Origin of the sequence: Pasteurella bettyae CCUG 2042 (assembly GCF_000262245.1) — a bacterium.
GTDB lineage: Bacteria > Pseudomonadota > Gammaproteobacteria > Enterobacterales > Pasteurellaceae > Basfia > Basfia bettyae.
Map to the genome: position 1 here is coordinate 108,920 of NZ_AJSX01000030.1, position 14,069 is coordinate 122,988.

12 protein-coding genes and 1 tRNA gene are annotated in these 14,069 nt (G+C 37.8%); 8 read left to right on the forward strand and 5 right to left on the reverse strand.

Features of this window, described 5'->3' with window-relative positions:
• The first annotated feature begins 66 nt into the window (after nt 1–66).
• Genes HMPREF1052_RS05740 through HMPREF1052_RS05765 form a run of 6 tightly spaced genes read left to right on the forward strand, consistent with a single transcriptional unit; the run spans nt 67 to nt 4,168 of the window.
• Nucleotides 67–1,017: a host cell division inhibitor Icd-like protein gene (locus tag HMPREF1052_RS05740; protein ID WP_005760616.1), complete on the forward strand. Its 951-nt coding sequence runs from the start codon at nt 67–69 to the stop codon at nt 1,015–1,017.
• Nucleotides 1,010–1,339 carry a hypothetical protein gene (locus tag HMPREF1052_RS05745; RefSeq protein WP_005760468.1) on the forward strand — a complete coding sequence of 110 codons (330 nt, stop codon included), beginning with the start codon at nt 1,010–1,012 and terminating at the stop codon, nt 1,337–1,339. Before HMPREF1052_RS05740 ends, HMPREF1052_RS05745 begins: the two co-directional genes overlap by 8 nt.
• Nucleotides 1,336–1,539, forward strand: coding sequence for a hypothetical protein (locus tag HMPREF1052_RS05750; RefSeq protein ID WP_172606371.1), 204 nt, complete (start codon nt 1,336–1,338; stop codon nt 1,537–1,539). The genes HMPREF1052_RS05745 and HMPREF1052_RS05750 overlap by 4 nt, the downstream gene beginning before the upstream one ends.
• Entirely contained in the window at nt 1,526–2,026 is a 501-nt protein-coding gene (locus HMPREF1052_RS05755) for a hypothetical protein (RefSeq protein ID WP_005760526.1), read from the forward strand. The genes HMPREF1052_RS05750 and HMPREF1052_RS05755 overlap by 14 nt, the downstream gene beginning before the upstream one ends.
• A complete protein-coding gene (locus HMPREF1052_RS05760) occupies nt 2,019–2,411 on the forward strand; it encodes a hypothetical protein (RefSeq protein ID WP_005760684.1) in 393 nt (130 codons plus the stop codon). Before HMPREF1052_RS05755 ends, HMPREF1052_RS05760 begins: the two co-directional genes overlap by 8 nt.
• Complete coding sequence (locus HMPREF1052_RS05765) at nt 2,399–4,168, forward strand: DNA primase family protein (RefSeq protein ID WP_005760466.1); 1,770 nt, start codon at nt 2,399–2,401, stop codon at nt 4,166–4,168. Before HMPREF1052_RS05760 ends, HMPREF1052_RS05765 begins: the two co-directional genes overlap by 13 nt.
• A 172-nt stretch (nt 4,169–4,340) precedes the next feature.
• Here the strand turns inward: HMPREF1052_RS05765 and HMPREF1052_RS05770 are convergent, their stop codons facing one another.
• The 4 genes from HMPREF1052_RS05770 to HMPREF1052_RS05785 all read right to left on the reverse strand — a co-directional run bounded on the left by HMPREF1052_RS05770 (nt 4,341) and on the right by HMPREF1052_RS05785 (nt 8,257).
• Complete coding sequence (locus HMPREF1052_RS05770) at nt 4,341–5,567, reverse strand: tyrosine-type recombinase/integrase (protein WP_005760595.1); 1,227 nt, start codon at nt 5,565–5,567, stop codon at nt 4,341–4,343.
• A 200-nt stretch (nt 5,568–5,767) separates the two neighbouring features.
• Nucleotides 5,768–5,853, reverse strand: a tRNA-Leu gene (locus HMPREF1052_RS05775).
• A 17-nt stretch (nt 5,854–5,870) separates the two neighbouring features.
• Entirely contained in the window at nt 5,871–6,212 is a 342-nt protein-coding gene (gene secG, locus HMPREF1052_RS05780) for a preprotein translocase subunit SecG (protein ID WP_005760655.1), read from the reverse strand.
• A gap of 110 nt (nt 6,213–6,322) precedes the next feature.
• Complete coding sequence (locus HMPREF1052_RS05785; protein WP_005760640.1) at nt 6,323–8,257, reverse strand: DNA topoisomerase III; 1,935 nt, start codon at nt 8,255–8,257, stop codon at nt 6,323–6,325.
• A gap of 317 nt (nt 8,258–8,574) precedes the next feature.
• On the opposite strand from HMPREF1052_RS05785, the gene HMPREF1052_RS05790 reads away from it, so the two are divergent.
• Entirely contained in the window at nt 8,575–10,413 is a 1,839-nt protein-coding gene (locus HMPREF1052_RS05790) for an NAD(P)-binding protein (protein WP_005760549.1), read from the forward strand.
• Nucleotides 10,410–13,220 carry a formate dehydrogenase subunit alpha gene (gene fdhF, locus HMPREF1052_RS05795; protein ID WP_005760633.1) on the forward strand — a complete coding sequence of 937 codons (2,811 nt, stop codon included), beginning with the start codon at nt 10,410–10,412 and terminating at the stop codon, nt 13,218–13,220. The genes HMPREF1052_RS05790 and fdhF overlap by 4 nt, the downstream gene beginning before the upstream one ends.
• A gap of 54 nt (nt 13,221–13,274) precedes the next feature.
• Here fdhF and HMPREF1052_RS05800 read toward each other — a convergent pair whose 3' ends face one another.
• Entirely contained in the window at nt 13,275–14,021 is a 747-nt protein-coding gene (locus tag HMPREF1052_RS05800; protein WP_005760441.1) for an SDR family oxidoreductase, read from the reverse strand.
• Between the last annotated feature and the right edge of the window lie 48 nt (nt 14,022–14,069).

The window sequence follows — 14,069 nt, forward strand, 5'->3', positions numbered from 1 at the left end:
ATAGCAAGGAAAAAAGAACTATGGCGTAACAATTTAGAAACGATTCTAATTTAAGGAGGTAACCATATGGGTGGTTACAAAACTATTTTATCAGAAATCTTTATAAAAAACACTTTACAAAGTGCGGTGAAATGTGGCATTATTTCCCTGCAGTCGCAAAAAACGACTGCCGAGCCTCGAAACTCGACTTATTTACAATTGGCGCAGAGCACGCCTAAAGCGTGTTTTTTTATGCGTAACATTCGCACACCTAAAGAATTTGCGGATTTTGTTTTTATTCATCAAATCTACAAATCTCTCTCAATGGTAGCGTGTAGCGGTAAAGGTTCGCCCTTTGCTGTGTTCCAATTGTCGCAGTTTTCGAGACCGTTACACGTTACCGCCAAAGCCTCGAAACTTTCCGCGGTAACTCTCAAGTGTTTACAATTGGAGTTACTCAAAATGTATCAATTCATTTTTGCGGCTATTCGCCGTACCGATCTAACCAATCAAATTCAAAAAATTCGCATCACTGCCGACACAGAACAAGCGGCACGCTCCCAATTCGCCCGTGATTTTATTCTTGTGCTTGCCGGCAAAATCAATCTTCAAAACACCGTGAAAAACAACCGCACTTTTTCAACTAATGGAAATAATCACAGCTTGCCAGCAGGGCGGAATGTGGGTAATATTGAAAGCACTACTACTATCGAGGGCAACCGCAACCCTTATCAATGCGGTATTTTTTTACCTAAAATTCATTCCTTGCACTCTCCTAAAAAATTAGGTGCGTTGTCTCATATCGAATTTGCGGTACAGATGATAAGCCGAAATAAGGCGGAGTTTATCCGCACGAATAAGGCTAGCCGTTCGATAGCGGTAGTTGAGTCTGTATCGCACCCAATTCAGGGCGATACTCTTACATTAACTAAATCTATCGGAAATCCAACAATGAAAATCTACCCTCAAAACAACCGCACTTTAGCGGCACTTCCTACCCTTTCTGTATCTGCTGAAATGGAGGTGGCACATGCTTAGTTATGGCACTATTCAAATGGCATTAAATGACGTAGTTGCTCGTGATGATATTGATGAAATGGAGCTTATAAAGTTACGTAAAGAAAGCGAAATGCTTTGCGAAACTATCGAGTTAGGACTAATGGAATTAGGCGATATGGTAAGCTGTTTAGGGCATTTTGCTGATTCTAAGCAGGGTTTTGATAATCAAGCGATGAGCAATGACAATGTAAAACATATCGGAGCATTAATTCAGGCCAACGCATATTTTCTAAACACATTGCGCAATGTATCAGCAGACGCCACCTATCACCTTAACAGTGGAAATAAGGGGGCGAAATGATGAGTAACACTAAATTCCCTTATAGCCTTGTTTTTACCTATGACAACGGCGACCAATTCACAGCAGGGCAATATTGTTCACTTAGAGACGCACTACAAGCCAAAATCAGGGCGAAAGCTGAGATTGGCGAAACAGATATTACCGGCAGACGTTTAGAAACTATCACCGTTTTAACGGAGGGCGACAATGAAACCAACTAATCCAATGGCACAGCTTGAGCAATGGAAAGCTAACCATAAAGCCACCAGCAACAACGAAACTCAAAATGAATCGGTTAAAAATACGCAAGGAAACGCACGTAGCGAGGTTAAAAGCAAATATCAAGGGAAACTATACGCTAATCCATTAGCCTTTAAATGTAGCCAGTTTACGCGCCAATTCAAGTTGATTTTAGATAGCAACCGCAAGTGTTTAGAGGTTTATCCCGATGACTTCCATCACAAAATCAAGTTTAGAGATGAACTTACTGATTTAGTGGTGAGATTAAAAACAGGCGGAAAGTTATTTAATGAAATGGTTAAGGCGCAAGGTGCAAAACTTAGCTCAAATAACCAAGAAACAATCAGAAACTTTAATCAAGCTAATGACTACTTAATCCATAAGTTCGGTGAAGTTATCGCACAAATAAACCAACTCAATATTGAACGCATTGAGGGTGATAAATTGCAAGGGGGAAATAATGAGTAACACTGCTTTTATTTTAACTGCTGGCTATCACGTTATTGATGATTTATTTATGCTGACTGTTGTCGCAATGCGAGAAAGCAAAGGGGATATTTTAAGCCTTCATCGCGCTTATGCTCGACAAGGGAAACTCACAAATATCAGAGCCATTAATTTAAACCATTACACACTAGAAATTAGCTTAGGCAATGCACGCGCGCCCATTATTCACGCAGAGGGAAGAAGAGAACGTGCGGAGGCTGAGGAGGCGATAGCGCCTTTTAAAACAATCTACCCTACTGCTCAAATTCGAGTGATTCAGTTCAAGGACGCATTTTTATTTAAGCAATGCGCAGGAATTGGATTAGGGATTGATGCGGAGCAAGGAGGCAAACAATGGCTAAATTAATCAATGCACCGCACCTTGCGGATCAACCACATGAACCTTACTCTGATATTTTTATTCTTGCTGGGCGTAAAGCCTGGCAAGCATGGGATAAAGGAAAGGGTGAAGAATGGCTCTTGTTATGTTCTTTAATTTACGGATTAGATAGAAATATAAAACCAGTTATTCTTGCTGAAAACCAGTTAGAGAATATTTCTTCTATCCGCATAGTAAAAGAAGATCAACAATCAGTAAAACTTGTTCAATATGGTGAACTGGCACAAGCTGAAATAACGGCTATTTGTCAAAACTTAGCTAAAAACTCTAATGCGATAGATGTCAAACTTCTTGATGCTGCAGCGCAGACTAAAGAAGATTTAAGTGGTTATATTCAACGCTTACGCAATGATAAAGAGACTGCAGATCTCGCAGAGCAATTAGCACCGCCAGAGAAATTAAAAGAAAAAGACGGAACGAACAAAAAATCACGAGCCTTTCAAAAGTGGTTAAATTTAGATATGTCACTACAGCGTGGTTGCAGAGAAATCTATGCTTATGATGGCAAAACGTGGAATAAACAAGAAAATGATGACTTGGAAGAGAAAGCAGTTAAATTTCTTGATGAAAATGAATTTAACTATAGCGATTCTACAATAGATCGTTTGATCAACACGCTAAAAGCCCAACTTCCCCGAATGGGCGAAACTTCTAGCGATTTAATCGCTTTTGATAATGGCGTACTAAACCGTAATACATTGGAATTTGAACCGCATAACCGTCAAAATTGGTTAACGGCTTGTATCCCCCATAATTATGATGAACAGGCAACAAATACACCGCACTTTGATAAGTGGCTGAACTTTGTATCAGATGGAAACAAAGAGAAAGCAAGAAACATTTTAGCCGTGTTATATGCGATTTTAACCAATCGCTATAACTGGCAGATATTCTTTGAAATCACGGGGAAAGGCGGTAGCGGGAAATCTGTTTTTGCGAGTATTGCAACGCTATTAGCTGGTGATAAAAATACTGCATCTAGCAAATTAGAAAATTTTGATGATGAACGGGGGTTAGCAGGGCTTGAAAATAAAATGCTGATTATTTGCGCTGAACAAGCTAAATATGGTGGAGATGGTGGCGGATTAAAAGCAATTAGTGGCGGTGATACAGTAAGAGTACGTTATAACTATAAAGATCCGTTCAATACGAAAATCACGGCTTTAGTTATGCTGATAAATAACGAACCTTGCCGATTTACCGAACGTTCGGGCGGTATTAATCGCAGACGCGTGATTTTTGACTTCAAAAAGAGTGTTCCTGAAGATGAACGGGATTCGCATTTTATGGATAAAATCACTCTTGAAGTAGGCGGAATTATTCGTAAAGTGCTTGATACATTCTCTGAACCAACAGACGCAAAAAAAGCTTTAATGGCGCAGATGAATAGCCAAGAAGCCTTAGAAGTGAAAAAGTTATCCGACCCACTTACAGACTTCTTCGGATATTTCTACACTACAGAGCAAATGAATGGGCTTTTTATTGGCGTGGCGAATATGGGGCTTGATAGAATCAGAACGCATCTTTACCCCGCTTATTTAGCTTACACAAGGGCAATGAATATCAGTGAATTAGGCTTAAGAAACTTTGTAACGGGCATTGAGCAAGCCTTAAAACAACATGGGAATGAATATGATTTTATAAAGAAATCTACTAAAACAGGAGTGCGAACGAATGTTCATTACAAGGATTTTGATAACTTTCGGAATGAGGTATCAAATTAAAAATAGCGGGTTAAAATCCCGCTTTTTTTATGACTGTTCACCCTTTGGGTGAAGAGTTGGTGAAGAGTTAAATCCAACTGATCACCGCTTAATTTATTGATTTATAATGAAAAAATTGCCAAAGGTGAAGAGATGAAGAGTTAAAGATAAAAAAAGTTTTTTAATATACTAATTATAAATTTAAGTTCATTCCGCATTGTTCGCAATAGTCACCTATAAGCTGCATTACAGGCTTTCGCTCTTCTAAATAATCATAGCGATTGTAAGTATTTTCTAATTCGTCCCCACCTTCCAATAAATGAGAAAGAACGGTTTCAGATACGTTACGTTCAATTTTTTTAGATGCTAAGAATGTTTTAATAAAAGCGCGTATTCCGTGGGCAGTGAGTTTACCCTTATAGCCGATACGTTTTAGAGCTACATTTACGGTTGCTTTATTCATGGGTTGATTTTTTGATGAGCGACCAGCAAAAACAAAAGAGCTATTTTCAGAAAACATTTTCATGACTTCTAATAATTGGATTGCTTGAGATGATAACGGCACAGTATGCGCGCGTTTTTTATCTGCTTTCCCTTTCATTTTCTCTTTAGGAATATGCCATAGCTTATTAGTAAAATCGATTTCAGACCATTCAGCATTAACGGCTTCATTAGGGCGCAGGGCTGTTAAGAAAGACCAACAAATTAGTAAATAAGTTTTCTTTTCTATGCGGGCGTTAGCTAAATCTTGAAATAATTTAGGCAATTCATCAGATTTAATCGTAGGGTGGGGAGTAGATGATTTTATATGAAAATTCTTTACAGCTAATCTACAGTTATGGCTTTCTATAATGCCTTGCGTAATAGCATGATCCATAATGGCACTTACAAGCTGATGTATTTTTTTCAGTGTGTTACTTCTATCTGCTATTTTTTCATAAATGCTTACTAATTCTTTAACTTTGATTTCTGATACGTGTGTATCACCAATATAAGGGAATATATGATTTTCTAGGCGTTCCCAATTCTTTTTTCGTGTTTCTGGATTTTTGGCTTTTTCTTTGTAAATACCGCTGAAGTAGCTTTCAGCAACAGAACGAAAGGTATCTTTCAGACGGCTTTCATGTTCTTGCTGAATGCGTATTTTTTCTTGTTGCGGATCTATATCTTTCGCAAGTAGAGAACGATATTCTTCACGTTTTGCCCGCGCGTCAGAAAGTAATAGAGCAGGATAATGCCCGATAGTTAGATTTGTTCTTTTATTCGTAATAGGGGATATGTAGTTAAAAATCCATATTTTAGATCCTGTAGGTTTCACTCTAAGAATTAGCCCGTTACCGTCAGCTAATATATATTCTTTGTCTTTTGGTTTAGCATTTTCTATTTGAGTTTTGTTTAGTGCTTTGGTTGTTCTAGCCATATTTTGATCTTACAAGATGTTAGACACAGAATAATTTATAGTAACACGTTTCAAATCGTGTAACTAAACGTGTAACTAAAATTTGCGATAGGAAATGTTTAGATACGTTTAGCTAAGATAAGAAAAAAGCCTGTAAACGTTGATTTTACAGGCTTTATCAGATTTTTTCGTTTAGCTGTGTTGAGCTAAATTTAGTCAAATGGTGCTCTGGGCGAGACTTGAACTCGCACGGCCTACGGCCACCACCCCCTCAAGATGGCGTGTCTACCAATTCCACCACCAGAGCATTTTAGAATTTAATTTTTATTGAGGTATATCTGCGTTTTTATTTTCAACTGGTGCAGGTTTAGCAGGTTGTTGTAGCTGTTCTGCTGCTTGAGATAAATCCTCAAATGCACCTTGTTTTACATTATTTTTATGTGAGTTCATATTGCCAAGAGCAATACTAATAAGAAAGAAGATTGTAGCTAGAAGAGCTGTTGTACGCGATAAAAAGTTTGCAGAACCAGCTGAACCAAATACTGTACCTGAAGCACCACCACCGAAAGATGCCCCTGCATCAGCACCTTTACCTTGCTGAACCAGAATGAAACCAATTAAAGCGATTGAAACTAGTAAATAAATAATTAATAAAGCTTGATACATTATATTTTCTCTTCTTTGCAAATTGCAATTATATAAAACGTGCAAATACTAGCTGATTTTTGCTGTCATCGCAAGTCATTTTATGTAAATTGTGGCGGATCGTGTTAATTTTAAACATTTGTTTTATTTTCAATGTTTTTATTATTTTTAGTTTTCCCTTTAAAAGATTTAGCTTGGGAATTATTGGTTACACTCGTTAATTTACGCAGTGCCGAATAATTAACATATTGTATGAGTTCAGGTAGTAACTGAATCAAGGTTGACATAAATTGTTGGTAACTTGTTTGCTTACGGCTAATACTATCCAATTGGGATTCCCAATGTGCGGTCATATCAGGTTGAGTCGCAATATCAGGAAGTGCCTGAATTAAGATTCTACCTGCTTCAGTACTATGAATATTACGACCTTTTTTATATAAGAAACCTCGTTTGAATAGTAATTCAATAATACCCGCACGAGTCGCCTCAGTGCCTAACCCATCGGTTTCACGTAAGATCTTTTTTAATTCTTTATCTTGCACAAAGCGTGCTATACCTGTCATTGCAGATAATAGGGTTGCATCTGTAAAAGGTTTAGGGGGTTGAGTTTTTTTACTTATAATTTCCCCTTTTTGACAATGTAGTACTTGCCCTTTTTTTACCACGGGTAATGGTGGCTCTAATTGTTCATCATCATCTTCTTTACCCAACAATTCTTTCCAGCCAGCTACTTGTAAATTGCGTGCTTGAGCAATAAATTTTCCTCCAGCAATAACAAAATCAATTTTACTTTTACGATATTCTGCATCTGGGCAGAATTGCATTAAATATTGGCGAGCAATTAATGTATAAATATTGAGCTCATGTACGTTTAAATTCACAGGGCGATTTTTTGCCGTCGGGATAATGGCATGGTGTGCTTCCACTTTTTTATCATTCCAACAACGATTTTTTTGCTCAATATTGACCGCACTTGGTAGCTGTTGGTAATGGTTAGAATGTACTTGAATTGCCGCGAGCACTTTTTCACGATCAGCAAAATGTTCTTCAGGTAGATAACGACAATCTGAACGTGGATAAGTAATGAGTTTGTGCTTTTCATATAGATTTTGGCACGTATCTAAAACATCTTGTGCAGACATTCCAAAGCGTTTTGCCGCATCAATTTGTAAAGCCGAAAGTGAATAGGGTAAAGGTGCGGTTTCTTTTTCACGTTTGTCCACATATTCTGTCACTTCCGCAGGTTGATCTGTAATGCGTTTAACCACATTTTCTGCCAACCCTTTGGAAAGCACTCGACCATCTTCATCTTGATAATCTTCACAAGCTTTACTTGGCTGCCAAAGTGCGGTCAGTTTTTGCGGAATTTCTTCTTGGGTTTGGATATGGGCGAGCACTTCAAAGAAATCTTTGGGTTGAAAATTTTCAATTTCTAGGTCACGACGCACAATTAATCCTAATACGGGTGTTTGTACCCGTCCCACAGAAAGCACACCATTATAACCTGCTTGGCGACCGTGAATGGTATAGGCTCTGGTCATATTAATTCCATATAACCAGTCAGCACGAGCTCGAGCAAGCGCTGAAGTTGCTAAAGCGATAAAGTGTGTATTAGGCTGCAATTTTTTTACGGCTTTTTCTACCGCACTTGGATTGAGGTCGCTGACTAAACAACGTTGAATAGCGTTACGTTTATTAATAGATAATTTAGCATAATTGAAAACTTCATCTACTAATAATTGACCTTCTCTATCAGGGTCTCCTGCATTGACTAATTGATCTGCTTGATGAATAAGATTTTCAACAGTTTTCAGTTGTTTCGCTACTTCTTTACGTGGAATGAGTTGCCATTTTTCAGGCACGATGGGTAGATGCTCAAGACGCCATTGTTTAAAAATAGGGTTGTAAGCATCAGGTTCTGCTTGCTCTAATAAATGCCCTACACACCAAGTTACGCAATCATTATTGCCACACTTAATGAAACCATCACCACGCTGATGTGGTTTAGGTAACACGTCAGCAATGGCTCTGGCTAAGCTAGGTTTTTCGGCTACAAATAATCGCATTTCATGTTGGTCTCTTAATTAAAAATTCGGGAAATTCTACTGCACTTTTTATTTCATTCAAATAAGCTTTCTAATATTGTGAGCTTCTGTTAGAGAATATTGCTGATGTTTAGGGAATATATTCGTAAATAAAATTAACAGAATTTATTTTATGTTAAAAAAACAGTAAAACTATTTTTATAAATGATATGGATCAAAAATTAAAGACATATTTTTTGTAGGCCATTTACAGTTGAAAATATTTTATGTCAATATGAAGTCATTTATTTTTGTTCGATTTTTTTCTTTATTTTAGTGTTATTTGGGAGTGATTCGGTATGGCTAAATTCTTTCTTACCCCTGCGGATAACTATGATGTAAAAATTGGTCAATTAGTTGATAAGTTTGTCAATAAAGTTAGAAGTTTTCCTCCTGGTACTTGTCCTTTGGTTGTGCAATATGCCTCCTTACGTTCTTCAATGAGCCAAACCTGTGGCAAGTGTGTTCCTTGTCGTGATGGTATTCCTCATTTGTCTTTTTTATTGCGAGATATTTTAGCTGGAGAAGGCGATGATAATACGATGTATCAAATTCGTGAATTAGCAGAAATGATTCGTGATGGTTCAGATTGTGCGATTGGTTATCAACCGGCTATTGAAATTTTAGATAGTATTGAAGAATTTAAAGAAGAATACGAAAGTCATATACATCATAAATCTTGTCAAAAGGTTATCGGTCAGAGAATTCCATGTATCAATATGTGTCCAGCCCATGTGGATATTCCTGGTTATATCGCTCATATTGGTGATGGAAATTATGCGGAGGCAATTAACTTAATTCGTCGAGATAATCCTTTACCTACGGCTTGTGGGCTGGTATGTGAACATCCTTGTGAAGAACGTTGTCGTCGCCGTTTAATTGATGATGCGATTAATATTCGTGGTTTAAAAAAATATGCGGTAGATCAAATCGCTGCGGATACAGTGAAAGTCCCAGCTCCATTACCAGATACAGGTAAAAAGGTTGCAGTTATTGGCGGTGGGCCTGCAGGATTAACTTGTGCTTATTTTTTAGCGCAAATGGGTCATCGAGTTACCATTTATGAACGCCAAAAAGCTTTGGGTGGTATGTTGCGTTATGGTATTCCTAATTATCGTTTTCCTAAAGATCGTTTAGATCAAGATTTAAACGCAGTGTTGTCGGCAGGCAACATTGAAGTGAAATATGGTGTGATGGTGGGCGATGATATTTCTGTGGAAGAAATTCGTCGTAACTATGATGCGATGTTTGTAGGCATCGGTGCGCAAAAAGGCAAAATTTTGCGTATAGAGGGCGCTGATGGGAATAATGTATTCTCTGCGGTGCAAATGCTTGATGATATCGGCAATAATATTATTCCTGATTATACGGATAAAGTAGTTGTGGTGATTGGTGGGGGGAACGTGGCAATGGATGCAGCACGTTCTGCGGTGCGTTGTAAAGCCAAAGATGTGCGTATTGTTTACCGTAGAAGACAAGAAGACATGACTGCACTTCATACTGAAATTGAAGCGGCGATTATGGAAGGAATAGAACTGATTACCCTTGCAGCACCTGTGAAAATTGAAAAAGATGAATCAGGCAATTGTAGAGGCTTAACGGTTCAACCACAGATGACCGGTCCTTATGATCATGGTGGTCGTCCAAGCCCAGTAAAAGCGAATAAACCTGAGTTTACTATCGATTGTGATGTAATTTTAATTGCAGTGGGACAAGATATTATTAGTGTGCCATTTGAAGAATTTGGTATGCCAGCAGAGCGTGGTGTGTTTAAATCCGATCTGACAACTGCAGTGCCTGATATGAATGGTGTATTTGTCGGCGGTGATTGTGCGACAGGGCCTTCAACTGCAATTAAAGCAATTGCCGCAGGAAAAGTAGCTGCTCATAATATTGATGAATATCTTGGTTATCATCATGAATTTCCTTGCGAGACAAAAGCGCCGCCACCAAAACAAAACGTTCGCATACAGATTGGCCGTGCCAATATTACCGAAAGACCTGCCTATATTCGTAAATGCGATTTTGAGCATGTGGAAAATCCTTATACTTATGAAGAAGCTATGCAAGAAGCGGAACGCTGTTTACGTTGTGATCATTTCGGTTGTGGCGTTTTACAAGGGGGGCGTAATTTATGATTAATTTAAATATTGATGGAATGAATGTTCAAGTTGCTGAAGGTACAACTATTCTTGATGCTGCAAAATCAATAGGTATCAATATTCCTACATTATGTTACTTAAAAAATGTGAGTGATATTGGTTCTTGTAGACTTTGTGTGGTTGATATTGAAGGATATGAAAAATTACCTACATCTTGTAATACGCTTGTACAAGATGGCATGATTATTCGAACTCAAACAGATAAAGTGGTGCGATCTCGCCGTATGGCATTGGATTTAATTTTATCTCATCATAATTTAATTTGTTTTTCTTGCCCTTCTAATGGCGCTTGTGAACTGCAAAATGTCGCGCATCAATGCGGAATTAGTGAATCTAGTTTCCCTAATTTTCGGTTACCTGGAATTGAAGTACCTCATGTGGAAGATAATCCTTTTTTAGGATATCGACCAGATCTGTGTATTCATTGTCAACGTTGTATTAATACTTGTGCAAATGTTAGTGGTTGTAATTCTATTCAACTCACCTCAAGAGGCATTTTTAGGGCGATTGAAACCCCATTTGGTACAAATTGGAAAGAAACGAATTGTGAGTCTTGTGGTAATTGTGCTGAAGCTTGCCCAACAGGTGCTATTTATAAAAAAGAAGCCAAGGCATACCGCAGTTGGGAAATTCAACGAGTAAGAACCACATGTCCACATTGTGCGGTAGGTTGCCAATATAATTTATTAGTGAAAGATAATAAATTAGTGGGTGCTGAGGGGGTAGATGGCCCATCAAATAATAATCGTCTTTGTGTAAAAGGTCGTTTCGGTTCCTATAAATTTGTGATGTCTCAGGATCGGTTAACAGATCCATTAATTAAAGATCGTGGAACGGGAAAATTTAGAAAGGCTAGTTGGGATGAAGCTTTAGATCTTGTAGCTTCAAAATTTATGGCATTAAAACGTCAATATGGCTCAGATTCGTTAGCTGGTTTTGCTTGTTCAAGATCGCCAAATGAAGATATTTACATGGTTCAAAAAATGGTACGTGCATGTTTTGGTACGAATAATGTTGATAACTGTGCTCGTGTATGCCATTCAGCTTCTGTAGAAGGGTTAGCGAAAACCTTAGGTTCGGGGGCAATGACTAATACTATTTATGATATTACTCATGATGTGGATGTGATTTTATTGGTGGGTTCAAATCCTGAAGAGGCGCATCCTGTCATTGGTATGCAAATCCGTGAAGCGGTGCGTAATGGTACAAAACTGATTGTAGTAGATCCTCGTGATATAGGTTTAACCAAACAAGCTGATATTCATTTAAAATTACGTCCTGGTAGTAATATTGCTTTTGCCAATGGTATGTGTCATCTCTTTATTGAAGAAGGATTAATTGACGAGAAATTTATTGCCGAAAATACAGAAGATTTTAAAGAACTAAAAAAAATCTTAAAGAGTTATACGCCAGAACGAGTTGCTAAGATTTGCAATATTGATCCTGATGATCTTCGAGCTGCTGCAAGAATGTATGCTACGGCAAAAAAAGCACCAATTATTTATTGTTTAGGCGTAACAGAACACTCAACAGGGACGGAAGGCGTCATGTCAATGTCTAATATGGCAATGATGGTAGGAAAATTAGGTCGTGAAGGTTGTGGTGTCAACCCATTGCGTGGGCAAAATAATGTGCAAGGAGCTTGTGATATGGGAGCGATGCCAGATAAATATTCTGGTTATCAATTAGTCTCAGATCCTATTGTTAGGAATAAATTTGAAAAGGCATGGGGGATTAAATTACCATCGCAAACGGGGATGCATGCTACAGATATTTTCCCAAGTGCAATTAAAGGAAATATTAAAGGATTATATATTTGTGGTGAAGATCCTGTCGTGACGGATCCCGATACAGCACATGTGATAAAAGCATTAAAATCATTAGATTTTTTAGTGGTTCAAGAGTTATTTATGACAGAAACTGCAATGTTAGCAGATGTGGTATTGCCAGGGCGTTCTTATGCTGAAAAAGATGGTACATTCACTAACACTGAACGTCGTGTCCAACGAGTCCGTAAAGCGGTCACATTACCTGGAAATAGTCGTTTAGATACGGATATTATCTGTGATTTAATGCGTCGTATGGGTTATAACCAACCTACTTTAAGTGCTTCAGAGATCTTTGATGAGATGGCATCTGTTACGCCATCATTCCATGGAATTAGTTATGCTCGTTTGGAAAATGAGCCAACCAAATCATTACAATGGCCATGTACAGATAAATTTCATCCAGGTACGCCAATTATGCATGTAGGGAAATTTGTGCGAGGTTTAGGTTATTTTTATCCGACAGAATATAAACCAGCGCAGGAATTACCTGATAAAGAATATCCAATGATGTTAACTACAGGGCGTATTTTGTATCATTATAATACTAGTGCGATGACAAAACGTACAGAAGGGTTAATGGAAATTGCAGGACACTCATTTGTAGAAATTAATACACAAGATGCTGAGCATTTAGGTATTAAGGATGGTGAACGTGTAACCGTATCTTCTCGTCGTGGTACGATAACATCAGAAGCACGAGTTTCTGATAAAACTAATCCAGGGGAATGTTGGATGCCATTTCATTTCCCTGATGGTAATAGTAACTGGCTTACTAATGCCGCATTAGATAAATATGCTCGAATACCAGAGTATAAAGTTTGCGCTTGTCGAATTGATAAATTATCAAAAGAACAGGCTTATGATGGACGAGGTCGATATATTTCACAAAAAATCATTGCAACACAATGGCATAAAAGAATGGATAAATCCTTAACTCGGGTGATAATGAGATAAACAAAAGTGCGGTAAGAATTTTAAAAATTTATACCGCACTTTTTTATCTACAACTTAATGTTTTACTACTTTTAACGCATTGCTGCTTTGACTAATTGGCATGATTTCAATACGATTAATATTGACATGAGCAGGTTGTTGGTAGATCCAAAGAATCGTATTGGCAATATCTTCTGGCTGGATTGACTCAGTATCTTTATAAAGATTAGCTGCTCGCTCATCATCACCTTTAAAACGTACATTAGAAAATTCTGTTCCACCGCAAAGCCCTGGTTCAATATTAGTCACTCGCACTTTAGTACCAGATAAATCTGCACGCAAGTTTAAACTAAATTGTTTTACAAAGGCTTTCGTTGCACCATAAACATTACCACCAGGATATGGATAAGTACCTGCAATTGAGCCAAGGTTAATAATATGGCCTTTATCACGTTCAACCATTTGTGGCAGAATTTTTCTTGTGAGATAAATAAGACCAATAATATTGGTATTCACCATAGTGAGCCAGTCTTCAATTTTCACTTGATGAGCAGGTTCTAAACCTAAGGCTAAACCAGCATTATTTACCAATAACTCAATTTCAGACCATTGCTTAGGTAAGCTATCGATAGCTTTATCAATATCAACCGTGTTGGAAATATCCATTTGTAATGGATAGAAGTTATCACCTAGTTGTTGTTTTAATTCATTGAGTTTTTCTAAACGACGGGCTGCACCAATGACTTTATAGCCAGCTTTGACTAAGGTGATACAAGTTGATTTCCCAAAACCTGCAGAGGCACCAGTTACTAAAATTGCCATATTGTTCTCCTTGGTTATAGATTAAAAGAAAGGTGGTATCTATCTTAC

Bases quoted from the DNA above. Each gene is read 5' to 3' on its own strand.
- HMPREF1052_RS05740 (WP_005760616.1), top strand. From the start codon at position 67: ATGGGTGGTTACAAAACTATTTTATCAGAAATCTTTATAAAAAACACT.
- HMPREF1052_RS05745 (WP_005760468.1), top strand. From the start codon at position 1,010: ATGCTTAGTTATGGCACTATTCAAATGGCATTAAATGACGTAGTTGCT.
- HMPREF1052_RS05750 (WP_172606371.1), top strand. From the start codon at position 1,336: ATGATGAGTAACACTAAATTCCCTTATAGCCTTGTTTTTACCTATGAC.
- HMPREF1052_RS05755 (WP_005760526.1), top strand. From the start codon at position 1,526: ATGAAACCAACTAATCCAATGGCACAGCTTGAGCAATGGAAAGCTAAC.
- HMPREF1052_RS05760 (WP_005760684.1), top strand. From the start codon at position 2,019: ATGAGTAACACTGCTTTTATTTTAACTGCTGGCTATCACGTTATTGAT.
- HMPREF1052_RS05765 (WP_005760466.1), top strand. From the start codon at position 2,399: ATGGCTAAATTAATCAATGCACCGCACCTTGCGGATCAACCACATGAA.
- HMPREF1052_RS05770 (WP_005760595.1), bottom strand. From the start codon at position 5,567: ATGGCTAGAACAACCAAAGCACTAAACAAAACTCAAATAGAAAATGCT.
- secG (WP_005760655.1), bottom strand. From the start codon at position 6,212: ATGTATCAAGCTTTATTAATTATTTATTTACTAGTTTCAATCGCTTTA.
- HMPREF1052_RS05785 (WP_005760640.1), bottom strand. From the start codon at position 8,257: ATGCGATTATTTGTAGCCGAAAAACCTAGCTTAGCCAGAGCCATTGCT.
- HMPREF1052_RS05790 (WP_005760549.1), top strand. From the start codon at position 8,575: ATGGCTAAATTCTTTCTTACCCCTGCGGATAACTATGATGTAAAAATT.
- fdhF (WP_005760633.1), top strand. From the start codon at position 10,410: ATGATTAATTTAAATATTGATGGAATGAATGTTCAAGTTGCTGAAGGT.
- HMPREF1052_RS05800 (WP_005760441.1), bottom strand. From the start codon at position 14,021: ATGGCAATTTTAGTAACTGGTGCCTCTGCAGGTTTTGGGAAATCAACT.